The 23242-nt window shown below is 61.3% G+C and carries 23 protein-coding genes; 8 read left to right on the top strand and 15 right to left on the bottom strand.

What is annotated here, in order from left to right; all coding sequences use genetic code 11:
• Positions 1–435: 435 nt before the first annotated feature.
• Positions 436–1068, top strand: a complete 633-nt coding sequence (locus AB4O09_RS02375) for a TetR/AcrR family transcriptional regulator (protein WP_460107905.1) — start codon at positions 436–438, stop codon at positions 1066–1068.
• Between the two features lie 175 nt (positions 1069–1243).
• Here the strand turns inward: AB4O09_RS02375 and AB4O09_RS02370 are convergent, their stop codons facing one another.
• The 7 genes from AB4O09_RS02370 to AB4O09_RS02340 form a co-directional block, all read right to left on the bottom strand.
• A complete protein-coding gene (locus tag AB4O09_RS02370) occupies positions 1244–1459 on the bottom strand; it encodes a TOBE domain-containing protein (RefSeq protein WP_003177394.1) in 216 nt (71 codons plus the stop codon).
• 25 nt (positions 1460–1484) lie between these two features.
• Entirely contained in the window at positions 1485–2291 is an 807-nt protein-coding gene (gene ssuB, locus AB4O09_RS02365) for an aliphatic sulfonates ABC transporter ATP-binding protein (RefSeq protein WP_003206644.1), read from the bottom strand.
• Positions 2288–3070, bottom strand: coding sequence for an aliphatic sulfonate ABC transporter permease SsuC (gene ssuC / locus AB4O09_RS02360; protein WP_003206646.1), 783 nt, complete (start codon positions 3068–3070; stop codon positions 2288–2290). The genes ssuB and ssuC overlap by 4 nt, the downstream gene beginning before the upstream one ends.
• Positions 3071–3077: 7 nt before the next feature.
• Positions 3078–4226 carry an FMNH2-dependent alkanesulfonate monooxygenase gene (ssuD, locus tag AB4O09_RS02355; RefSeq protein ID WP_003206647.1) on the bottom strand — a complete coding sequence of 383 codons (1149 nt, stop codon included), beginning with the start codon at positions 4224–4226 and terminating at the stop codon, positions 3078–3080.
• Between the two features lie 24 nt (positions 4227–4250).
• Positions 4251–5216 (bottom strand): sulfonate ABC transporter substrate-binding protein, encoded by a 966-nt coding sequence (locus tag AB4O09_RS02350; protein ID WP_003206649.1) that lies wholly within the window; start codon positions 5214–5216, stop codon positions 4251–4253.
• 90 nt (positions 5217–5306) lie between these two features.
• Positions 5307–5900, bottom strand: coding sequence for an NADPH-dependent FMN reductase (gene ssuE, locus AB4O09_RS02345; protein ID WP_003206651.1), 594 nt, complete (start codon positions 5898–5900; stop codon positions 5307–5309).
• Positions 5901–6209: 309 nt separating this feature from the next.
• Complete coding sequence (locus AB4O09_RS02340) at positions 6210–6848, bottom strand: peroxiredoxin (protein ID WP_003206652.1); 639 nt, start codon at positions 6846–6848, stop codon at positions 6210–6212.
• A 335-nt stretch (positions 6849–7183) separates the two neighbouring features.
• Here AB4O09_RS02340 and mntA point away from each other — a divergent pair, with 335 nt between their 5' ends.
• The gene (mntA, locus tag AB4O09_RS02335) at positions 7184–7579 is read left to right on the top strand and encodes a type VII toxin-antitoxin system MntA family adenylyltransferase antitoxin (protein ID WP_028237446.1); all 396 of its coding nucleotides are present in this window, start codon (positions 7184–7186) and stop codon (positions 7577–7579) included.
• Between the two features lie 146 nt (positions 7580–7725).
• Here the strand turns inward: mntA and AB4O09_RS02330 are convergent, their stop codons facing one another.
• The 3 genes from AB4O09_RS02330 to argE all read right to left on the bottom strand — a co-directional run bounded on the left by AB4O09_RS02330 (position 7726) and on the right by argE (position 12118).
• A complete protein-coding gene (locus AB4O09_RS02330; protein ID WP_027912764.1) occupies positions 7726–9051 on the bottom strand; it encodes an OprD family porin in 1326 nt (441 codons plus the stop codon).
• A 473-nt stretch (positions 9052–9524) separates the two neighbouring features.
• Complete coding sequence (gene argA, locus AB4O09_RS02325; protein WP_028237445.1) at positions 9525–10823, bottom strand: amino-acid N-acetyltransferase; 1299 nt, start codon at positions 10821–10823, stop codon at positions 9525–9527.
• A 137-nt stretch (positions 10824–10960) separates the two neighbouring features.
• Complete coding sequence (gene argE, locus AB4O09_RS02320; protein ID WP_003206658.1) at positions 10961–12118, bottom strand: acetylornithine deacetylase; 1158 nt, start codon at positions 12116–12118, stop codon at positions 10961–10963.
• A gap of 146 nt (positions 12119–12264) precedes the next feature.
• On the opposite strand from argE, the gene AB4O09_RS02315 reads away from it, so the two are divergent.
• Positions 12265–13632, top strand: a complete 1368-nt coding sequence (locus tag AB4O09_RS02315) for a CYTH domain-containing protein (protein ID WP_003206660.1) — start codon at positions 12265–12267, stop codon at positions 13630–13632.
• A 128-nt stretch (positions 13633–13760) separates the two neighbouring features.
• Here AB4O09_RS02315 and AB4O09_RS02310 read toward each other — a convergent pair whose 3' ends face one another.
• On the bottom strand, positions 13761–14231 hold the full coding sequence (locus AB4O09_RS02310; protein WP_003206662.1) for an Lrp/AsnC family transcriptional regulator: 471 nt from the start codon (positions 14229–14231) through the stop codon (positions 13761–13763).
• A 126-nt stretch (positions 14232–14357) separates the two neighbouring features.
• On the opposite strand from AB4O09_RS02310, the gene AB4O09_RS02305 reads away from it, so the two are divergent.
• From AB4O09_RS02305 to AB4O09_RS02285, 5 genes are all read left to right on the top strand, one after another.
• Positions 14358–14696 (top strand): hypothetical protein, encoded by a 339-nt coding sequence (locus tag AB4O09_RS02305; RefSeq protein WP_028237444.1) that lies wholly within the window; start codon positions 14358–14360, stop codon positions 14694–14696.
• A gap of 144 nt (positions 14697–14840) precedes the next feature.
• Positions 14841–16625 (top strand): GspE/PulE family protein, encoded by a 1785-nt coding sequence (locus AB4O09_RS02300; protein WP_003206666.1) that lies wholly within the window; start codon positions 14841–14843, stop codon positions 16623–16625.
• 186 nt (positions 16626–16811) lie between these two features.
• Entirely contained in the window at positions 16812–17732 is a 921-nt protein-coding gene (locus AB4O09_RS02295) for an SPFH domain-containing protein (protein ID WP_003206668.1), read from the top strand.
• A 9-nt stretch (positions 17733–17741) separates the two neighbouring features.
• Positions 17742–18191, top strand: coding sequence for an NfeD family protein (locus tag AB4O09_RS02290; RefSeq protein WP_003206671.1), 450 nt, complete (start codon positions 17742–17744; stop codon positions 18189–18191).
• 65 nt (positions 18192–18256) lie between these two features.
• Positions 18257–18577 (top strand): DUF2388 domain-containing protein, encoded by a 321-nt coding sequence (locus AB4O09_RS02285; RefSeq protein WP_170846005.1) that lies wholly within the window; start codon positions 18257–18259, stop codon positions 18575–18577.
• A gap of 119 nt (positions 18578–18696) precedes the next feature.
• On the opposite strand, the gene gcvH is transcribed toward AB4O09_RS02285, so the two are convergent.
• The 4 genes from gcvH to AB4O09_RS02265 form a co-directional block, all read right to left on the bottom strand.
• Complete coding sequence (gcvH, locus tag AB4O09_RS02280; RefSeq protein WP_003206674.1) at positions 18697–19080, bottom strand: glycine cleavage system protein GcvH; 384 nt, start codon at positions 19078–19080, stop codon at positions 18697–18699.
• 51 nt (positions 19081–19131) lie between these two features.
• Complete coding sequence (gcvT, locus tag AB4O09_RS02275) at positions 19132–20214, bottom strand: glycine cleavage system aminomethyltransferase GcvT (protein WP_003206676.1); 1083 nt, start codon at positions 20212–20214, stop codon at positions 19132–19134.
• A gap of 155 nt (positions 20215–20369) precedes the next feature.
• Positions 20370–21986, bottom strand: a complete 1617-nt coding sequence (locus AB4O09_RS02270) for an ABC transporter permease (RefSeq protein WP_013694511.1) — start codon at positions 21984–21986, stop codon at positions 20370–20372.
• An 87-nt stretch (positions 21987–22073) separates the two neighbouring features.
• Positions 22074–23078 carry an extracellular solute-binding protein gene (locus AB4O09_RS02265; protein WP_013694512.1) on the bottom strand — a complete coding sequence of 335 codons (1005 nt, stop codon included), beginning with the start codon at positions 23076–23078 and terminating at the stop codon, positions 22074–22076.
• Between the last annotated feature and the right edge of the window lie 164 nt (positions 23079–23242).

Genomic DNA, 23242 nt, shown 5'->3' with positions numbered 1-23242 from the left:
GTGCGGCGTTTTTTATGGATGCTGGTTGGATGGCCGCCTTCGGCGGATCGCGAGCAAGCTCAGCTCCCACATTGGATCTGTGGTAACCACCTGAGCCAGGTTCATCACAGTTCCTATGGGAGTTTTGGTGAATCACCTGAGCCAGGTTCATCACAGTTCCTATGGGAGTTTTGGTGAATCACCTGAGCCAGGTTCATCACAGTTCCTGTGGGAGTTTTGGTGAACCACCTGAGCCAGGTTCATCACAGTTCCTGTGAGAGTTTTGGTGAACCACCTGAGCCAGGTTCACCACAGTTCCTGTGGGAGTTTTGGTGAACCACCTGAGCCAGATTTATCACAGTTCCCTGTGGGAGCAAGGCTTGCCCGCGATGACGACCTGGCAGACAACACAGGACCCGACTCGTACAATGCCCGGCAGCCCCGCAGGAGACGTCCATGACGCGCATCGCCACCCCCCGCAAACCCCGCGCACGCAGTCAGGCCCGGATCGACACCATTCTTGATGCCGCCCGTACGCTGCTTGCCGCCGAAGGCGTGGCCAGCCTGTCGATCTACAGCGTCGCCGAACGTGCCGGGATCCCACCTTCTTCCGTGTACCACTTCTTCGCCAGTGTCCCGGCCCTGCTCGAAGCCCTGACCGCCGACGTCCACGCCGCCTTTCGCGCCTGCCTGCAAGCACCGATCGATCATGCGGCGCTGAACCACTGGCACGACCTGTCACGGCTGGTGGAGCAGCGCATGCTCACCATCTATAGCCAGGACGCCGCCTCCCGCCAACTGATCCTGGCCCAGCACGGCCTGACCGAAGTCACCCAGGCCGACCGCCAGCACGACCTCGAGCTGGGCGACCTGATGCATAAGGTGTTCAACCACCATTTCGAACTGCCGACCTTGCCCAGCGACGTCGACGTGTTCGCCCTGGCCATGGAACTGGGCGACCGCGTCTACGCCCGCTCGGTACAACAACACGGCCAGATCACCCCGCGCATGGCCGAGGAAGGCATGCGGGTGTTCGATGCGTACCTGGGGCTGTATCTGCCACCGTATCTGCCCAAGCGCTCCGCTTGATCGTTCCCACGCCTAGTGTTGATCGTTCCCACGCTCTGCGTGGGCATGCAGCCAGGGACGCTCCGCGTCCCCAAGAGCCGAACGCGGTGCGTCCGTAGAGGCATTCCCACGCAGAGCGTGGGAACGATAAGCCCCGAAGGGCTCACGCCGTCCGGGGCTGTGGGTCAAGCATCGCTCACAACTTGGCGATAGACACCTCGGTGGATTTGACGAAGGCGATCACTTCGCTGCCGATCGCCAGTTCCAGCTCCTTGACCGAGCGGGTGGTGATGACCGAAGTGACGATGCCCGACGCGGTCTGCACGTCGATTTCCGACAACACGTCGCCTTCGACGATTTCCTTGATGGTGCCTTTGAACTGGTTGCGTACGTTGATGGCTTTGATAGTCATGGTGTCGATTCCTGTCTGGATGAGGTTATTGCGCCCAACGCAATTGCGTGGGCAAGGGTGAAACGGGTTCCGGTTCCGGCGGTTGGCCGGGCAAGGACAGCACACGGTTGAGGACTTCGGTTTCCAGGCTCGCCAGGCGATGAGAGCCGCGAACCCGTGGGCGTGGCAGGTCGATGGGCAGGTCGAGACCGATCTGGCCGTCCTCGATCAGGATCACCCGATCGGCAATCGCTACCGCCTCGCTGACGTCGTGGGTCACCAGCAACACCGTGAAGCCGTGCTGCTGCCAGAGGTTTTCGATCAGTTGCTGCATCTCGATGCGGGTCAGTGCGTCCAGCGCCCCCAAGGGTTCGTCGAGCAGCAGCAGGCGTGGCTGATGAATCAGCGCGCGGGCCAGGGCCACTCGTTGTTTCTGCCCGCCGGACAGCGCCGCCGGCCACTCATGGGCACGGTCGGCCAAGCCGACGGCTTCCAGTGCCTGCAACGCCTGCGGGCGCCAGTTGCCCTTTAGTCCAAGGCCGACGTTGTCGATGACTTTTTTCCAGGGCAGCAAACGCGCTTCCTGAAACATCAAACGCGTGTCCTGTTGCGCAGCACTCAGCGGCGCCGAGCCCGCCAACAGTTGACCATCGGTAGGCTGATCGAGACCGGCCAGCAACCGCAGCAAGGTACTTTTGCCACAGCCACTGCGACCGACCACGGCTACGAACTGCCCGGCCGGGATATGCAGGTCGATGTCGCGCAACACCTGGCGCGTGCCGAAGGTTTTTTGCAGCTTGCGCACTGCCAGCGGGATGCCACGCAGCAGGCGCGGAGGTTGTTGGGCGGTCATGCGGCACCTCCCTTGTTCACTTGGTAGGCCGGGTGCCAGCGCAGCCAGACCCGCTCAAGCCCACGGGCGGCAAGGTCGGCCAATTTGCCCAGCACGGCGTACAGGAGAATCGCCAGCACCACCACATCGGTCTGCAGGAACTCCCGGGCATTCATTGCCAGATAACCGATGCCGGCGCTGGCCGAGATGGTTTCCGCCACGATCAGCGTCAGCCACATGAACCCCAGGGCAAAGCGCACGCCCACCAGGATCGAAGGCAAGGCGCCCGGCAGGATCACCTGGCGAAACAGGCGCAAGCCAGACAAACCGTAGCTGCGGGACATTTCCACCAGCGCCGGGTCGACGTTGCGAATGCCGTGGTAGGTGTTGAGGTAGATCGGGAACAACGTGCCCAGCGCCACCAGGAAAATCTTCGCCGACTCATCGATGCCAAACCACAGGATCACCAACGGAATCAGCGCCAGGTGCGGGATGTTCCGGAGCATTTGCACGGAACTGTCCAACAGGCGTTCGCCCCATTTCGACAAGCCGGTGATGAAGCCCAGGGCCAGGCCGATGCCACCGCCGATCAGAAAACCCACCGCTGCGCGCCAACCGCTGATCGCCAGGTGCGTCCAGATCTCGCCGCTGCGCACCAGATTGACCCCGGCCTCGATCACGGCCACGGGTGCCGGCAGGATCCGCGTGGATAACCAACCGGCCGATACCGACAGTTGCCATACCGCCAGCAACAGCAGCGGCACCGCCCAGGGCGCGAGGGTATGGATGATTTTCTTCATGGCCGCCTCAGCTCTGGGACGCGGCTTTGGGAAGAATATCGTTGGCGACCATTTCACCGAACGGGCTCACATAGCCCTGGCTCTTGGGCAACTCCGGGCGCTCCACGTCCAGGTGGGGGAACAGCAGTTCCGCCACGCGGTAGGACTCTTCCAGGTGTGGATAACCGGAGAAGATAAAGGTGTCGATGCCAAGATCGGCGTATTCCTTGACCCGCGCCGCCACGGTCGGGCCATCGCCCACCAGCGCCGTACCGGCACCGCCACGAACCAGGCCGACGCCGGCCCAGAGGTTGGGGCTGACTTCCAGCTTGTCGCGACGGCCACCGTGCAGGGCGGCCATGCGTTGCTGACCCACCGAGTCAAAGCGCGCCAGGGACGCCTGGGCACGGGCAATGGTGTCGTCGTCCAGGTGGGAAATCAGCCGGTCGGCCGCTTGCCAGGCTTCGGCGTTGGTTTCCCGCACGATCACATGCAGGCGGATGCCGAAACGTACCGTGCGCCCCAATTTCGCAGCCTTGGCCCGTACTTGTTCGATCTTTTCCGCCACGGCTGCGGGCGGCTCGCCCCAGGTCAGCACCATTTCCACCTGCTCGGCTGCCAAGTCCTGGGCGGCTTCCGACGAGCCACCGAAATACAGCGGCGGACGCGGTTGCTGGATCGGTGGATAGAGCAGCTTGGCGCCCTTCACACTGATGTGCTCACCATCGTAATCCACGGTTTCGCCTTCCAGCACCCGGCGCCAGATGCGGGTGAATTCCACCGACGCCTGGTAGCGTTGCTCGTGGTCGAGGAACAGGCCATCGCCGGCCAACTCATCCGGGTCGCCACCGGTCACCAGGTTGAACAACGCACGTCCGCCGGACAACCGGTCGAGGGTCGCAGCCTGGCGCGCCGCCACCGTCGGAGAAATGATCCCGGGGCGCAGGGCAACGAGGAATTTCAGGCGCTGGGTCACCGGAATCAACGAAGCGGCCACCAGCCAGGAGTCTTCGCAGGAACGCCCGGTGGGGATAAGCACACCGCCGAAACCCAGTCGATCCGCCGCCTGGGCGACTTGTTGCAGGTAACCGTGATCGACGGCGCGGGCGCCTTCGGCAGTGCCAAGGTAATGGCCGTCGCCGTGGGTAGGCAGGAACCAGAAAATATTGAGGCTCATGGAGTGGTCTCCTAAGGGATCGAATTACTGCGCGTTCGCAACGGCCGCCGGCGGCGTCCAGATCACGTCCTTGATGCTCAAGGGTTTGGGAATCAATTTGAGCTGATAGAAGCTGTCGGCGATTTTCTGCTGCGCCGCCACCACCTCCGGCGTGAGGAACAACGCCCCGTAGCCTTGGCGCTTCACCGCCGTCAGGGTGATGTCCGCCGGTAGGCCAAGCAGCGGCGAGACTTGCTTGGTCACGTCGTCAGGATTGGCCTTGGACCACTCCCCCACTGCGCGCACTTCTTCCACCAGCGTCGCGATGACCTGGGGATTTTTTTGCGCATAGGGTTTGGTGGCGAGGTAGAACTGGTGGTTGTCGACGATGCCTTTGCCGTCACGCAGGGTGCGCGCCTGCAACTGCTGTTCGGCGGCAGCCTGGTACGGATCCCAGATCACCCAGGCGTCGACGCTGCCCCGCTCGAACGCGGCGCGGGCGTCGGCCGGAGGCAGGAAAACGGTCTGGATATCGGAATACTTCAGGCCAGCATCCTCCAGCGCCCGTACCAACAGGTAGTGGACATTGGAGCCTTTGTTCAGCACGACTTTCTTGCCCTTGAGGTCTTGCACCGACTGGATCGCCGAGCCTTTGGGCACCAGGATCGCCTCGCTGGTGGGCGCCGGCGGTTCGTAGGCGACATAAAGCAGGTCGGCGCCTGCAGCCTGGGCAAACACCGGTGGGGTTTCACCGGTCACGCCAAAGTCGATGGAGCCGACGTTCAAGCCTTCAAGCAGCTGCGGGCCGCCGGGGAACTCGGTCCATTGCACGTCCACGCCTTGGGCCGCGAGGCGTTTTTCCAATGTTCCCTTGGCCTTGAGCAGCACCAGGGTGCCGTATTTCTGATAACCGATCCGCAAGGTCTCGGCTTGAGCTTGAGTAATGACGCCGAGGGACACAGCCGCAGCAAACAGAGCGACCAGCCCGCGACGCAAAATGACAGTGCGCATGGCGCCTCTCCTTTTTGCTGTGGGGTTTTGGCTGCACCTGCTGGGCCGTTGGCGGCTGAGTAAGGTGAGTTGAATCAGGGTGTTCGGGGGTCAAATGCTCCAGCGAGCACTCAACAAACGTTCGTTCAATACACTGGGGTCCAGCGGCCTGGGCCGACGGGCCATGGCGCTGAGAAACTGTTCCAGCGCCTCGTCCAGACGCTGCTGCAGAGCCGGTGCCAATTGCGCCTGGGCGTTGCCTTCGCCATAAGCGATCTGGCTGTCTTCGGCAAAGATCCCGTGGAGCATTTCCTGGGCCTTGAGCGCCGACAACACTGGCTTGAGGGCGTAATCCACCGCCAGCATGTGGGCGATGCTGCCGCCGGTTGCCATCGGCAACACCACTTTATGAGCCAGGGCGCGTTCAGGCAGCAGGTCCAGCACGGTCTTCAGCGCACCGGAAAAAGACGCCTTGTACACCGGCGTGGCAATCAACAGGCCGTCGGCATTTTCGATCTGCTGGAGCAGGTCGATCACCTTCGGGCTGTCGAAACGGGCATGGAGCAGATCTTCGGCCGGAAAATCGCGCACCTGATAGCTCACCACTTCCACACCTTGCTGCTGCAACCAGCGTTGCGACCGCTCCAGCAGCACCCCGGAGCGGGAGCGTTGGCTGGGACTGCCACCGAGTGAGACGACCAACATGCCTGCTATTCCTTAACTGTCACGTGCGATTCGCGGTGGGCGATCTCGCTGTATGGGTCAAACCATAACAGGGGATCAATATATCTTTAAATCATATTTATTCATTTGGTTATGCAGTTTAGAGATATGAAGTTCACTCTCTTTAAGCAATAAAAAAAGGCCGTCGAAACGGCCAAAACCCTTGGTGCACAGAAATCCCCTGTGGGAGCGAGCTTGCTCGCGATAGCGGTGTATCAGTCGACATCGACGTTGGCAGATCCGACGCCATCGCGAGCAAGCTCGCTCCCACAGGTTCAGGTCGGGTGTGCGTCAGCGGTTGGGCTGCGGGGTCAGGCGCAGGTAAGGTTTCACAGCGCGATAGCCCTTGGGAAAACGCTGCTTGAGTTCCTCTTCATCCTTGAGCGACGGCACGATCACCACTTCATCACCGTCCTGCCAGTTGGCCGGGGTGGCGACTTTGTAGTTGTCGGTCAATTGGAGGGAGTCGATCACCCGCAGGATCTCATTGAAATTGCGCCCGGTGCTGGCTGGGTAGGTGATGGTCAGGCGGATCTTCTTGTTCGGGTCGATCACGAACAAGGAGCGTACAGTCAAAGTGTCGCTGGCGTTGGGATGGATCAGGTCGTACAGATCCGACACCTTACGATCGGCATCAGCCAGGATCGGAAAATTGACCACGGCGTTCTGGGTCTCGTTGATGTCCTCGATCCACTTGTGGTGCGAGTCCACCGGGTCGACCGAGAGGGCAATGGCCTTGACGCCGCGCTTTGCGAACTCGTCCTTGAGCTTGGCGGTCAGGCCCAACTCGGTGGTGCACACCGGGGTGAAGTCTGCCGGGTGGGAAAACAGCACGCCCCAGCTGTCGCCGAGCCATTCGTGGAAGCGAATCTTGCCGGCGCTGGAATCCTGTTCGAAGTCGGGGGCGATGTCGCCGAGTCTGAGGCTCATGGTGCGGCTCCTGGATGAGGTTGTTGTGAGCCCAACTTTGCACCGGTTTCGTTTGCTTTAAAAAGAATAAATATCCATTTATCTAGATCGATAGTGAATATAAAAAACTGTTCACTGGCGCGATTCCGCATACCGGCACAAGATCGCCAGCGAGGTTCGAGAAGGCCTCGAGTTGCTGAAAAGAGGAGAAGTTTCGAGGAGGGCTACAGGGGTGGGCCTGACTCGAAAACGCAAAAGCCCCACCCGGCGTGTAGCCGGGTGGGGCTTTTTTTGCTTTGTGTTCACATTACGGAATTATTGACGCGATTTCAGGACGAGCGGCTACGATAGGCAACATGAACACTCAAGCCTTGTTGACTCATCTGCAAAACCAACTCTCTGGTCTGCTGGCGGTTTACCTGTTTGGTAGCCATGCACAGGGAACCGCCGGGCCTGGCAGTGATGTCGATATAGCTGTGCTCTGGACCGGTCAGGTCGACCCCGTGTTGTTATGGCAGCTTTCCGGGGACTTGGCGGATATAGCCGGATGCCCAGTGGATCTGCTTGATTTACGTGCGGCAACGACGGTGATGCAGTATCAGATCCTGACCCGTGGTCGGAGGCTCTGGGCTAGAGACGTACAGGCGGGGTTGTTCGAATGTTTTATCCTCAGCGAAAAAACCGCTCTCGACGAAGCTCGGGCAGGCCTGTTCAAGGACATTCACGAAAAAGGCATCGTGTACGGTCGATGATGTACTGATTCAATAAAGCGGCGTGTATTGAGCGTTGCATCCCCCGGATACGGGAGGAATACAAGACGGATCCCACTACCTGACCCAAAACGCAAAAGCCCCGCCCGGCGTGCTGCCGGGCGGGGCTTTTTTTACTTCGCTACGTCTTACATGAAGTTGTAAGTGTAGTTGAAGATCAGGCGGGTCTGATCCTGGCTGGCGATACCAGTGCCGCTGCCACGGTAGGTACCGTGACGCAGGGTGGTGCCGAAGCCCTTCAGAGGACCTTGCTGGACAACGTAGTCCAGGCGCATGTCACGTTCCCACTCGGACGAGTCGCTGCCGCCGGTAGCCGACTTGATGTCGTCACCGTGCAGGTAGGCAACCGCAGCCTTCAGGCCTGGAGCACCCAAGGCCGTGAAATCATAGGAGTATTGGCCGAAGGTGGTGTTTTCACCGGCACGGACAAACGGGTTGATCATGCTGTCGGTGAACAGGTAGAAGCTCGAGCCACCCGCGCCTTCGTTACGACCGGCGTCATTGAGCAGGCTGCCCTGGTTAAGGTAGACAAAGCCGCCATCATCACCGACTTGCTGGTGACCCAACAGGAATGCGCTGCCGCCCAAGGTGTAAGTGAACATGGCGCTCCAGGTCTTGTTGTCGACCTCGCCCGCGTTCTTGGCATAGCCACCGTTGTTGTTGAAGCGATAGCCCGCATCACCGTTGCGGCCATCCGAACTGCTGTCGAAGTAACGCAGGTCTGTCTTGAACGACTGGCCTTCGCTGATCGGGAAAACGTGTACTGCGCCCAGGAAGTGCTGCTTGTAGTAATCCTGCAGGTTGGCGTAGTAGTACTGCAGCGTCAGGTCCTTAGTGACCTTCCAGTCGGCGCCGCCGTAACGGAACTGGTTGCTGTCTTCAGTACCGCCGTTTACCGACATGCCAGTGCTGTTGGTGCCGGCACGACCCACAACGTGTTCCAGCTGACCGGCGTTGAACGTCACATTGTCGATTTCCTTGGAGGTGATGGTGCCACCTTCAAAGGTTTGCGGCAGCAGACGACCGTCGCTGGCGACCAGGATCGGCAGGTTAGGCGCCAGGGCGCCACCCAGGTGGGCCTCGGTCTTGGAGAACAGCGCCTTGACGTTACCAGACAGACGGCTCCAATCGTGTACGGCGGAGCCATCGGTATCGCTTGGAACGAAGGAGTTGTTATCCGGGTGATGGCCTCTGCCGCCATCGAGGTGGATACCGACCAGTGCCTGGGCATCGATACCGAAACCAACGACGCCTTGAGTGAAGCCGGACTTGTAGTCGAACTTCAGGCCAGTGGCCGTCTCACGCTGGTCATTGCCGCCTTCGCGGTTATCGTTATCAAAGTACAGCGTACGAGAACTTACAGACGCCTTGCTGTCCTCGATAAAACCAGCGGCGCCTGCCTGCTGCGCCAGAACCCCAACAGCCACGGCCAGGGCCAAGGTGGACTTGTTCATGCTTCGCTCCTCTCGTTTTCTAATTCTTGTGTGTCTTTGGTTCCGGATCGAACGCCCGGATCCCGCGGATGCGCGATTAGCGCCAGACCGTGACTGACAAGTCAATCGTAACCATTTATGACTACGACTATGGTCTAACCCCTCTACACCGGACCGCAGGATAATGGATTCTTTATAATTCCAAAAAGAATTGTTTCAACAGTTTTCAGCTCGTTTCGACATATGAGTGCCATCACAGCACCATCAGGCCGTGACATGACTTATCGGCGACGCAGGAAATTACTGAACGATGATTCGTCGGGGATTTACGAGGCCCGCGAATTCTTGGTGACGAGCTGTGTTTGCGCGCCTCCTGCGCCTTCGATTCCTGTTCACGACCGCTCGCGCATGCCGCGATCTTGACGCGTTCCAGACTAGCTGCTCATTGTCTGAAATCAAGAAGATCGCGGCAGAGCAAGTTTTCCGACGGCGGCCTACAAGGATTTTTCGAAGATTTTCGAATTGCGCTGGTAGTTGTAGAGCGAAGCCCGCGCCGCCGGCAGGCGCTCGACACTGCTGGGTTCAAAGCCACGTTCACGGAACCAGTGGGCAGTCCGGGTCGTCAGCACGAACAGCGTCTTGAGCCCCTGGGCGCGGGCCCGGGTTTCGATCCGCTCCAGCAGTTCATCGCCACGGCCACCGTGGCGGTATTCCGGGTTCACGGCCAGGCAGGCCAGCTCCCCGGCGTCCGAATCGGCGATCTGGTACAACGCCGCGCAGGCGATGATCATGCCTTCGCGCTCGACCACGCTGAACTGCTCGATCTCGCGCTCCAGCACTTCGCGGGAGCGACGCACCAGGATCCCCTGCTCTTCCAGCGGGCTGATCAGGTCCAGCAGGCCGCCAACATCCTCAATGGCCGCTTCGCGTACCACCTCGAATTGCTCCTGGGCCACCAACGTACCGCTGCCATCGCGGGTGAACAGTTCGGTCAGCAGCGCACCGTTCTCGGCATAGCTGACGATATGGCTGCGCGCCACCCCGCCACGACAGGCCTGGGCCGCCGCGTCCAGCAGTTCGGCCTGATAGTCGCTGCCCAGGCGTTGCATATGGCCCGGAACCTGTTGCGGGCGCAATTCGCGAACCAGCCGCCCGTCCTCACCGATAAGCCCCTGCTCGGCACCGAACAGCAGCAGCTTGTCGGCCGCCAGGTCGATGGCTGCCCGGGTGGCAACGTCTTCGCAGGCGAGGTTGAAGATCTCGCCGGTGGGCGAATAACCCAACGGCGACAGCAGCACGATGGAGCGTTCGTCCAGCAGGCGATTGATACCCTTGCGATCGACCCGGCGCACTTCACCGGTGTGGTGATAATCCACGCCCTCGAGCACACCGATGGGACGCGCGGTGACCAGGTTGCCGCTGGCGACCCGCAGCCGCGAGCCCTGCATGGGCGAGGACGCCATGTCCATGGACAGGCGGGCCTCGATGGCGATGCGCAACTGGCCGACCGCATCGATCACACACTCCAGGGTCGCGGCATCGGTGATGCGCATGCCGTGGTGGTAATGGGGAGTGAGGCCCCGTGCAGCGAGGCGGGTCTCGATCTGCGGACGCGAACCATGGACCAGCACCAGGCGCACGCCGAGGCTGTGCAACAGCACCAGATCGTGGACGATGTTGCCGAAATTAGGGTGTTCCACCCCGTCGCCGGGCAGCATGACGATGAAGGTGCAATCGCGGTGGGCGTTGATGTAGGGCGAAGCGTGACGAAGCCAATTGACGTACTCGGGCATGAACCTGGACCTGTAATAAATAACAGCCAAAAAAAGACGAAACAGAACGCACAACGGGCTGGTGGTTATCGTCGGAACAGGCTTGGCGACACGCGCGCTCTCCTCATGTGATGAATACGGCCCCGCAAGGGGGCAATTTAACCGACCGTGGCCGGTGTCAGGCAGTAATGACCAATCAATTGTTGCAACAGCTGTACGGTAGGTTGCAAACGTGACATTTCAAGGTACTCGCCCGGCTGGTGAGCGCAGGCGATATCGCCAGGGCCGAGCACCAGGGTTTCACAGCCAAGGCGCTGAAGATAAGGCGCTTCGGTGCCAAACGCCACTGCTTCGGCACGATGGCCGGTGAGTCGCTCGGCCACCCGTACCAGCTCGCAGTCTTCGGCCTGCTCGAAGGGTGGCACTTCGGGGAACAGCGGTGCGTAGTCGATCTTGACTTTATGGCGTTCGGCGATAGGGTTCAGCTTCTGTTGGATCGCCGCCCGCAGCACTTGCGGGTCCATGCCCGGCAAGGGGCGCAGGTCGAATTCCATGGAGCATTGGCCACAGATGCGGTTGGGATTGTCGCCGCCATGGATGCAGCCGAAGTTCAGGGTCGGTTGTGGAACGGTGAACTGCGGGTTACGGAACTCACGTTGCCATTGCAGGCGCAGCCCGCGCAATTCGCCCATGGCATCGTGCATGGCTTCCAGCGCGCTGTGGCCCAGGCTCGGATCGGAGGAATGGCCGCTGCGCCCGAGAATGTCGATGCGCTCCATCATCACGCCCTTGTGCAGGCGAATCGGCCGCAGGCCGGTCGGCTCACCGATCACCGCCGCACGCCCCAATGGTCGCCCGGCATCGGCCAGGGCCCGGGCGCCGGCCATGGAGCTTTCCTCGTCGCAGGTCGCGAGGATCAGCAGCGGTTGCTTGAACGGTTGGTCCAGCAGCGGCTTGACCGCTTCAATGACCAGGGCGAAAAAGCCCTTCATGTCACAGCTGCCCAGGCCCACCCAGCGGCCATCGACCTCGGTGAGCTTCAGCGGATCGGTCTGCCACAACGCGCCGTCGAACGGCACCGTGTCGCTGTGACCAGCCAGCACCAGGCCGCCGGGGCCGCTGCCAAAACTGGCCAGCAGGTTGAATTTGCCAGGGCTGACCTGCTGGATATCACAGCAGAACCCCAGCTCAGTGAGCCAGCCTGCCAGCAGCTCGATCACGGCACTGTTGGACTGGTCCAGCCCAGGCTGGGTACAACTGACCGAAGGTGCGGCGATCAGGGCAGCGAATTGATCTTTCATGGACGGCAAAGGCATCGCTGACTCCGGGCTTACAGATTGACGTTCATCATAGAACCATCTGGACCCAGGAATAAACCTAGGGCGAGTGAGTCCTGTACACTGCACGGCCTTGGCAGCCACACCTTCCCCGGCTGCAAACCCGATCCCTGGATTTTCCGGCCATGCAGAAAGAAACCGAAATCAAACTCCGCGTCAGCCGCGAGACCCTGGCAGCCTTGCGCGAGCATCCGCTGCTGAAAAAACGCAACAAGAGTGGCTGGGAACGCCACGAACTGATGAACCAGTATTTCGACACGCCGGAGCGTGACCTGGCCCAGGCCAAGGTCGCCCTGCGCCTGCGTCGCGACGGCGAAGAGGTGATCCAGACCCTCAAGACCCGCGGCCAGAGCGTCGCCGGCCTGTCCGAGCGCAACGAGTACGATTGGCACCTGCCCAAGGCCAAGCTCGACCTGAAGAAGCTCGACGGCGAATGCTGGCCCGAGGCCTTGGCCGAACTGGACAAGAAAACCCTCAAGGCCATCTTCACCACCGATTTCGTTCGCGAACGCGCTGAAATCGCCTGGGGCCGTGGCAAAAGCAAGGTGGTCATCGAAGCCGCCCTGGACCTGGGCCATGTGGTAGTCGGCAAGCAGAAGGAAGAAATCTGCGAACTGGAGCTGGAACTGCGCGAAGGCGAACCCACCGCCCTGCTGGAACTGGCCGCCGAGCTGGCCGCGACCCTGCCCCTGATGCCTTGCGACATCAGCAAGGCCGAGCGTGGCTATCGCCTGTATGACGCAGGCAGCTACGCCCTGAGCCTGCCGGCCCCGCAACTGACCGCCGAAACGCCGCTGGATGACGCCTTCGCCGCGCTGAGCTGGCATCTGCTCGGCAGCAGCCAACGCCTGGCCGAGCAATACCGTTTCAACGGCCACTGGCGCTTGCTGCAGGACTGGGTGGAAAACCTCGCCGAACTGCGCGCCCTGCTCAGCAGCCTCGGCCAGGCCGCGCCGCGCCAATCGACCCACGACTTGCGCCTGGCCCTGGACGCGTTGCTGGAAGACTGGCGCCCACTGGTCCAGGCCGGCCTGGATGACGAAGACGTGCGCAAGGCGGCACCGGAACAGTTCCTTGAAGAGCTGCAAGACCCGCGCTGGGGCCTGTTTTCCCTCAACACTTCCCGCTGGCTGCTGGCGCGCAGCTGGGCCGCCGAGCGCAACACCCGTGGCAATCGCCAGGGCGCGGCGCAACTGGGCAGCTGGCTGCCGCGCCTGCTGGGCGAAGAATCCTCGTCCCTGCAATTGCAACGCTATCAGCAACAGCCGGAAGACCTGGCCGAGCAACTGCCGCGCATCGAACGCATCCAGGCCTGGCTGCACCACGCCCGCCATGTACTGGAGATCCCGGAAATGGATCGCCTCTATGGTGAACTGAACAAACTGGTGCAACTGGCCAACCAACCGATCACTGATGAAACGCTGGATGCGCGCAAGCAGCAGGCGATTGCGGTTTACCAGAATCGGGCCTGGAAGACTTTACTGCGTCTGTGATGCCGCCATCGCGAGCAAGCTCGCTCCCACAGAGGTTCAGTGTTGTACACACATGTTGTGGCCACTGAAGATCAACTGTGTGCGAGCTCGCTCGCGATGAGGCCAGCAAAAACACCGCAGAAACAAGCTCAACGCACCACAGGCAAACTCGTCGTCGACTTGATCTCCGACAGCGCCACGATCGAGTTCACTTCCTGGATCCCCGGCACCATCGACAGCTTTTCGAAAAAGAATCGCTCATACGCCTCGATATCGGCGGTGACGATGCGCAGCAGAAAATCCACCGACCCCATCAGCACGTAACACTCCAGCACTTCGGGGAAGCCGCGGATCGCCTCGGTGAATTCGGTGAAGTTCGAACGACCGTGGGCGTTGAGTTTGATTTCGGCGAAGATCTGCGTGTTAAGGCCGATTTTCTTGCGATCCAGCAGAGTTACCTGGCCGCGAATGATGCCCTCCTCCTTCATCCGCTGGATCCGCCGCCAGCACGGCGATTGAGACAAGCCGACCTGTTCGGCGATCTGCGCACTGGACAGCGAGGCATCCTCCTGCAGCAGCGCCAGTATCCTGCGGTCGTAGCTATCCAGTTCACTGTGCATGATCAAACCCGAAATGATTGATTTATAGAATCAAGCGATTCAAAACATCGCCATAATCACTCATCTTAGATAAGAAATACCCCAGCTCGCATGTAAATATTTCTCCCGCCACCAAGGAGACCGAACATGCCCCCACTCGAAGCCGTTGCCATAGCCCCGCCCCGCGCCGACGTCTGGCACGCCGCCAATACCCATTGCCGGGTGCAGTACCAGATAGTGGCCGAAGCCGAGCCGGACTTGCTGTGTCGGGCGTTGAACCTGTTTGCCTTGCAGGGCCTGACGCCGCAGCAGGTTCATGTCGAGCGCCTTGGCGATGTGCTGGCGCTGGACATCGTCATGGATGGGCTGAGCTTGCACCGTGCCCAGGTCATCGCTGAAAAATTACGTAACCTGATCAGCGTCTGTTCGGTGGACCTGCAAGACGCTGATATTGCGCACGTTGGGCCGGCCCAAGCCGTCTGTTGAACGCCCATGGGCAAGAACTGGTAACGCATTGGTCGGGTAGTGGCCCAACGGTCTACGGGGTCGGGACTATTCTTTTGCAGACCGAGCGAGGACGCCGAAGCGTCTGTATCGCGGCTTTGCTGCAATTGTCCAATAGGAACCCGCATGTCCACCAAACACGCCACTCAGGACCGCTGGCTGGACCTCAACGATCTGCTGCGCCAACTGGTCACCCAGGGCCTCATCAGCCAGGATTCAGCCGAAACCGCGCTGAACGCCCGCCGACGCCACAGCGCCAATAGCCAGTTGCATCCGCTGGAGTTCATCGCCAACCAGCATCTGGACGACCTCAGCCGGCCCGGCAAGCGCCTGGACCTGGAGAACCTGACCCTGTGGCTGTCCCAGCAGGCCGACCAGCCCTACATGCGCATCGACCCGTTGAAAATCAACGTCGCGGCCGTGACGCCCTTGATGTCCTATGCCTTTGCCCAGCGCCACAAGATCCTTGCGGTGGCGGTCGATCGTGACGCCGTCACCGTCGCCAGCGCACAGCCCTACGTCAACAGCTGGGAAGCCGACCTGACCCACGTGCTCAAGCTGCCGATCAAGCGGGTGATCGCCAACCCGGTGGACATCCAGCGCTTGAGCGTGGAGTTCTATCGCCTGGCCAAATCGGTCAGCGGCGCCACCGCGGTCGATCAGCAGCCGAGCAACCTGAGCAATTTCGAACAGTTGCTCAACCTGGGGGCCAGCGACCAGGAGCCGGACGCCAACGACGCCCACATCGTCAACATTGTCGACTGGCTGTTCCAGTACGCCTTCCAGCAGCGCGCCAGTGATATCCACATCGAACCGCGCCGCGAGCAGGGCACCGTGCGGTTTCGCATCGACGGGGTGCTGCACACCGTTTATCAGTTCCCGCCGCAGGTCACGATGGCAATCGTCAGCCGTCTCAAGAGCCTGGGGCGGATGAACGTCGCGGAAAAACGCAAACCCCAGGACGGCCGGGTCAAGACCAAGACCCCGGACGGTGGCGAAGTGGAGTTGCGCCTGTCGACCTTGCCCACCGCGTTCGGCGAAAAAATGGTCATGCGGATCTTCGACCCGGAAGTGTTGCTCAAGGACTTCGACCAACTCGGCTTCTCCGCCGACGACCTGCGTCGCTGGCAGGACATGACCCGCCAGCCCAACGGCATCATCCTGGTGACCGGGCCCACCGGTTCCGGCAAGACCACCACCCTCTACACCACCCTCAAGAAACTGGCGACGCCGGAAGTGAACCTCTGCACCATCGAGGACCCGATTGAAATGGTCGAGGCCTCCTTCAACCAGATGCAGGTCCAGCACAACATCGACCTGTCCTTCGCCGCCGGGGTGCGGGCGCTGATGCGACAAGACCCGGACATCATCATGATCGGTGAGATCCGCGACCTGGAGACTGCCGAGATGGCGATCCAGGCGGCGCTCACCGGGCACCTTGTGCTGTCGACGCTGCACACCAACGACGCGCCGAGCGCCATCAGTCGCCTGCTGGAGCTGGGTGTGCCCCATTACCTGATCAAGGCCACCGTGCTCGGGGTCATGGCCCAGCGGCTGGTGCGCACGCTGTGCCCTCAATGCAAGGCCCCCCTGACCCTGGATGAAGACGACTGGCAAACCCTGACGCGGCCCTGGCAGGCGCCGCTGCCGAGCAATGCCCAACAGGCCGTCGGTTGCCTGGAGTGCCGCGACACCGGTTACCGCGGCCGCGCCGGCGTCTACGAAATCATGCAACTGACCGACAGCGTCAAAGCCTTGATCCACCCCGACACCGACCTGCTGGCGGTACGCCGCCAGGCATTCAAGGAAGGCATGCGCAGCCTGCGACTGTCGGGGGCGCAAAAGGTGGCGGCGGGCTTGACCACGGTCGAGGAAGTGCTGCGGGTGACGCCGCAGAGCGAGCAGAAGTAGTTGTGGCGGCACCTGTGGCGAGAGGTTCTGGGAGCAAGGCTTGCCCGCGATGAAAATGACGCGGTCTCCCGGGGAAGCAAGGCGCCTGCATCGCGAGCAAGCTTTGCTCCCACATAGCGAAGATACTGGCCGCGTGCCCTACACTCAGGGCTCGCAGGTCCATCTCAATTCGCACAGGGAACCGTCATGCAGATCGGTAGTGTACTTTTACTTTTCATCGGCCTCGTGGTCGCCATCCTGTTCATGGGGTTCAAGGTCGTGCCCCAAGGCTACCAATGGACCGTCGAGCGGTTCGGCCGCTACACCAACACGCTCAAGCCCGGCCTGAATATCATCATCCCGGTGATGGATCGCATCGGGCGCAAGATCAATGTCATGGAAAGCGTACTGGACATCCCGCCCCAGGAAGTCATTACCGCCGACAACGCCACGGTGCAGATCGACGCCGTGTGCTTCTTCCAGGTGGTCAACACCGCCCAGGCTGCCTACGAGGTCAACAACCTCGAGCACGCCATTCGCAACCTGCTGCAAACCAATATCCGTACCGTGCTGGGGTCCATGGAGCTGGACGCGATGCTGAGCCAGCGCGACGGTATCAACGAAAAACTGCTGCGCACCGTCGATGAAGCCACAGCGCCGTGGGGCATCAAGATCACCCGGATCGAGATCAAGGACATCAGCCCGCCGGCCGACCTGATGGCCGCCATGTCGGGGCAGATGAAAGCCGAACGCATCAAGCGTGCCCAGATCCTCGAAGCCGAGGGCCTGCGAGCGTCGGCGATTCTCACCGCCGAAGGCAAGAAGCAGGCGCAAATCCTCGAGGCCGAGGGCAGCCGCCAGGCCGCGTTCCTAGAGTCCGAGGCCCGCGAGCGCCAGGCACAAGCCGAAGCGCTGGCCACCCAGGTGGTGTCCCAGGCGATTGCCGACGGTAACGTCCAGGCGGTGAACTACTTCGTCGCGCAGAAATACATCGATGCGCTGGGAAAACTGGCTTCGGCCAACAACAGCAAGGTAATCCTGATGCCACTGGAAGCCAGCCAGGTCATCGGTGCGGTCGGCGGCATTGGCGAGATCGTCAAGGCCACCTTCGACAGCAAGAAAGCCTGAGGCGCGCGTATGTGGATGTTCCTGCAACACATGTCGTACTGGGACTGGCTGGCGCTGGGCGTCATCCTGCTGATCCTCGAAGTGTTCGGCGCCGGCGGCTACTTGCTGTGGATCGGCATGGCCGCCGCGGCAGTCGGCGTGCTCACGTTCATCCTGCCGCAGATGCCGTGGGAGCTGCAGTTCCTGTTGTTCGGCCTGTTCGCCATCGCGACGGCACTGTACTGGTGGCGACGCCAGCGCAGCGCGGTGCGCCAAAGCGATCAACCGCACCTGAACCTGCGCGGGCAAGAGCTGATCGGCAAGGTCTTCCAGGTTCATGAAGCGATTGTCGATGGCCGCGGCAAGATCAAGGTGGCTGACAGCGTCTGGCTGGCCAAGGGACCCGAATCGTCCGTGGGCACGCGGGTCAGGGTGGTGGCGCAGGAAGGCGCGGTGCTGCAGGTGGAGCGGGCTGACTGAGAGGTCATGGAACTGAATAGAGGCGCAGGTAATCCAACGTCATAGTTAACCCAGTGGAGTCACCTATCATGCGTCTCAAACTTGCTGTCGCTACCCTAGCCTTGCTGTCTCTTCCTGTTGGCTCGGCAATGGCCGACACGTTTTGGCGTAACGTCATCTCATCCGGTGCGACCACCGGTTCCACCTACCTGACCTTCAAGGATCACAAGCTGATCGTCGCCGCCCAGGACGACGCCGGCAGCTTCGTCGCCAGTGATGGCGGTATTCGGGGCCCTTACCTGGAAGCGGCGATGCAGAAAGTGCGCGCCGACAACCCAGGCCTGCAAGCCACCGACATGGAACTGGCCAACGCTATCCTGGCGAAAAACGCCGTCGCCCAGGACTGATTCCCGGCCAATACAAAATGCCGCTCGATCGAGCGGCATTTTTTTGCCCGGTGAACACCCCAAGGCTGTCCCAACCCTTGTGGGAGCGAGCTTGCTCGCTCCCACAAGTGCAGTCGTCCTTATTCGCCGATAGCGGACTTGTAGCCTGCCGCATCAAGCAACTTGCCCACCTCGGCCTTGTCGCTTGGCTTGAGCTTGAAGATCCAGGCGCCATACGGATCGGAGTTCAGCAGCTCCGGCGAACCGCTCAGCTCTTCATTGACCGCGATCACTTCACCTGCAATCGGGGAATAGATATCGGAAGCCGCTTTGACCGACTCGACCACACCGGCCTGGTCACCTGCGCCAAAGACCTTACCGACTTCAGTCAGCTCGACAAATACCACATCGCCCAAGGCTTCCTGCGCATGATCACTGATGCCCACGGTGACGGTACCGTCAGCTTCCAGGCGTGCCCACTCATGGCTTTCGGCAAAACGCAGTTCGGCAGGGATATCACTCATATTCTGTGTCCTCAAGAGAAGTGTCAGCGGCCAGCGGCCCGCCGCAAAAGGTTAGATCAGGGTTTTGCCATGGCGGACGAAGGTCGGTTTGACCACCCGTACCGGATACCACTTGCCGCGAATTTCTACCTCGGCACGGTCGGCGGTAGCCATCGGAACACGTGCCAGGGCAATCGACTTGCTAAGCGTAGGAGAAAAACTACCACTGGTGATCTCCCCTTCGCCAACATTGGCGATGCGGACCACCTGATGGGCGCGCAAGACACCCCGCTCTTCCAGCACCAGCCCGACCAATTTGTGCTGCACACCGCTGGCAAGCTCGGCTTGCAGCGCACTGCGCCCGATGAACTGACGGCTCGCCGGTTCCCAGGCGATGCTCCAGGCCATGTTCGAGGCCAGGGGCGAAACGTCCTGGTTGATGTCCTGGCCGTAGAGGTTCATGCCGGCCTCCAGGCGCAAGGTATCGCGGGCGCCGAGGCCAATGGGCGAAATACCGGCCCCTACCAGGTCGTTGAAGAAACTCGGGGCTTCCTGGGCGGGCAGGACGATTTCTAGGCCATCTTCGCCGGTGTAGCCGGTCCGGGCGATGAACCATTCGCCGTCGGCGCGACCTTCGAAAGGCTTGAGTTGCTGGATGATCTGCCCACGCGGTTGCGTCACCAGTTCGGCAATCTTCTGCCGGGCCTGGGGGCCCTGGATCGCCAGCATCGCCAGTTCGGGGCGCTCATGCAACTGCACGTCGTAGCCACCGAGCTGTGCCTGCATCCAGGCCAGATCCTGATCGCGGGTCGAGGCGTTGAAGACCAACCGATAACCGTCCTCGACACGATAGATGATCATGTCGTCGACGATGCCGCCGCGCTCGTTGAGCATCGCGCTGTACAAGGCACTGCCTGTGTCCTGCAAACGATCGACGTCATTGGCCAGCAAACGCTGCAACCAAACCTTGGCCTGGGGGCCGGCGACATCGATCACGGTCATGTGGGATACATCGAACACTCCGCAGTCGCGACGCACCTGATGGTGTTCTTCGACTTGCGAGCCGTAGTGCAAAGGCATATCCCAACCGCCAAAATCGACCATCTTCGCGCCAAGGGCGAGATGAAGGTCATACAGAGGCGTACGCTGTCCCATGGGTTTCTCCTTCCGGGCTTGGCGAAGGTGCGGACGGGCACTGCATAACGCGAACGTCTGAAAAAAGGAGTTTTCTGACGTTCTCAGTTGCCCGGTCCGACAGACGGACCGCACCGAATGCCGCGCATTGTAGCCGCATGAGGTGGGACTGACACCTAGCTGTTTTGATGGGCCGAACGTCGTATCAATCCGATGACTGGCAACAACCCCACCAGTACCAACGTCAGCGCCGGCAGCGCGGCCCGGGCCCACTCCCCTTCGCTGGTCATCTCGAAGATCCGCACCGCCAGCGTATCCCAGCCGAACGGGCGCATCAGCAGGGTCGCGGGCATTTCCTTGAGCACGTCGACGAACACCAGCAACGCCGCGCTCAAGGTGCCGGGCAACAGCAACGGCAGATACACTTTGAAAAACAGTCGTGGCCCACTGACCCCTAGGCTGCGTGCAGCCTCGGGCAAGGACGGACGAATTCGCGCCAGGCTGCTCTCCAACGGACCGTAGGCCACGGCCAGGAAGCGCACCAGATATGCCAGCAACAGCGCCGACAGGCTACCCAGCAACAACGGCTTGCCTGCCCCACCGAGCCAGCTCGACAGCGGGATGACCAGCTCACGGTCCAGGTAGCTGAATGCAAGCATGATCGATACCGCGAGCACCGAACCGGGCAAGGCATAGCCCAGGTTCGCCAGGCCGATGCCGGCACGAATCGGACGGGTTGGCGCCAGCCGTCGGGCGAACGCCAGCAGCAAGGCCACGCAAACGGTGATCAGCGCGGCCAGGCCGCCCAGGTAGAGGGTGTGGACGATCAGCCCGGCATAACGTTCGTCCAGGTCGAAACGACCGCGTTGCCAGAACCACACCACCAACTGCAGCACCGGAATGACAAAGGCACAGGCGAACACCAGGAAACACCAACAGCTGGCTGCCACGGCCTTGAGACCGCGCAACGTATACAAAGCCTTGGCTCGGGGACGCTCGTTGCTGGCTCGGTGGGCACCGCGGGCCCGGCGTTCGCCGTAGAGCACCAGCATCACCGCCAGTAACAGCAGGCTGGCCAGTTGGGCTGCGCTGGAGAGACTGAAGAAGCCGTACCAGGTCTTGTAGATCGCGGTGGTAAAGGTGTCGAAGTTGAACACCGATACCGCGCCGAAATCCGCCAGTGTCTCCATCAGCGCCAACGCCACGCCCGCACCGATGGCCGGCCGGGCCATCGGCAGCGCCACGCGCCAGAACGCCTGCCACGGCGACTGCCCGAGCACCCGTGCGGCTTCCATCAAGCCCTTGCCCTGGGCCAGGAATGCACTGCGCGCCAGCAGATAGACGTAAGGGTAAAAGACCAGCACCAGCACCAGGATCACCCCACCGGTGGAACGGACCCGGGGCAGGCGCAGGCCGCTGCCGAACCATTCACGCATGAGTGTCTGCACGGGGCCTGCAAAGTCCAGCAGGCCAACGAAGACAAACGCCAACACGTAGGCCGGAATCGCAAACGGCAGCATCAACGCCCAGTCGAGCCAGCGTCGCCCGGGGAATTCACACAGGCTGGTGAGCCAGGCGAGACTGACACCCAGCAACGTCACCCCGACACCCACGCCAAGGATCAACGTGAGGGTGTTGCCCAGCAAGCGCGGCATTTGCGTGTCCCACAAGTGGGACCAGATCTGTTGGTCGATGCTCTGCCAGGACAGCAGCAAGACGCTCAAGGGCAACAGGACCAGCGCGGCAATGGCAAAGACCAGGGGGTACCAACGGCGTTGGGCGGGGTGGGCCAAGGGGTGCTCTCGTTTAAATGATGATGCCCGCGCATTCGCGCGGGCACCTATCTTACAACCGCCACAGGGAGCCGTGCCTGAGTTGGATTAATTCCAGCCAGCGCGATCCATCATGCGTATGGCTTCGGCCTGGCGTCTACCCGCGACTTCCACCGGCAGGGTATCGGCCTTGAACTTGCCCCAGGCCGCCACTTCCTTGGACGGCTCGACTTTCGGGTTGGCCGGGAATTCCTGGTTCACGTCGGCGAAGATGCTTTGCGCTTCTGGCGTGGTCATCCACTCCACCAGCTTCTTCGCAGCGTCCGGATGCGGTGCATGCTTGGTCAAGCCAATCCCCGAGAGGTTGATGTGCACGCCACGGTCGGCCTGGTTCGGCCAGAACAGCTTCACCTTCAGGTCCGGCTTCTGCTGGTGCAGGCGGCCATAGTAGTAGGTATTGACGATGCCGACGTCGCACTGCCCGGCGTTGATCGCCTCAAGCAGCGCGGTGTCATCGGAGAAGACGTCGGTGGACAGGTTCCGGACCCAACCCTTGAGGATCTCCTCGGTTTTTTCCGCACCGTGGGTTTCGATCAGGGTGGCGGTCAGCGACTGGTTATAGACCTTCTTCGACGTGCGCAGGCACAGGCGGCCCTCCCACTCGTCACCCGCCAAGGCCTCGTAGGTGCTCAGCTCACTGGGTTTGACCCGATCAGTGGAGTAGACGATGGTCCGCGCCCGCAGGCTCAAGCCGGTCCAGGCGTGGGAAGAGGCGCGGTATTGAGACGGGATGTTGGCGTCGATCACCGGCGAGGTGAACGGTTGGAGGATGCCCATCTGCTCGGCCTGCCAGAGGTTGCCGGCGTCGACGGTGAGCAGCAGGTCGGCGGTGGCGTTCTCACCCTCGGCCTTGATCCGCTGCATCAGCGGCGCTTCCTTGTCGGTGATGAACTTCACCGACACGCCGGTCTTCCTGGTGTAGGCATCGAAGACCGGTTTGATCAGTTCGTCGATGCGCGAAGAGTAGACCACCACCTCATCGGCGGCCTGGGCGGCAGTGGTGCCGATCAGGGTCAAGGCGAGGGCGGACAGCAGGCGCTTGGGTGCCGACATGGTAGCGGTCTCTGGATTGTGAACGAAGCGCAAATGATAAGGACTCACATTTGGCATCTCAATCGAACAATGGCTGGACACATTTCCAAATGTTGCAACTTTGAGATGCGCAGTGTTTTTGCGTCCGCCATCGCGGGCAAGCCTTGCTCCCACAAAAGCTCGTC

The sequence above is a fragment of the Pseudomonas sp. H1_F01 genome (genome assembly GCF_054681425.1).
Note: the sequence above shows the minus strand (reverse complement) of the source record. Positions and strands in the feature narration are given on the sequence as shown.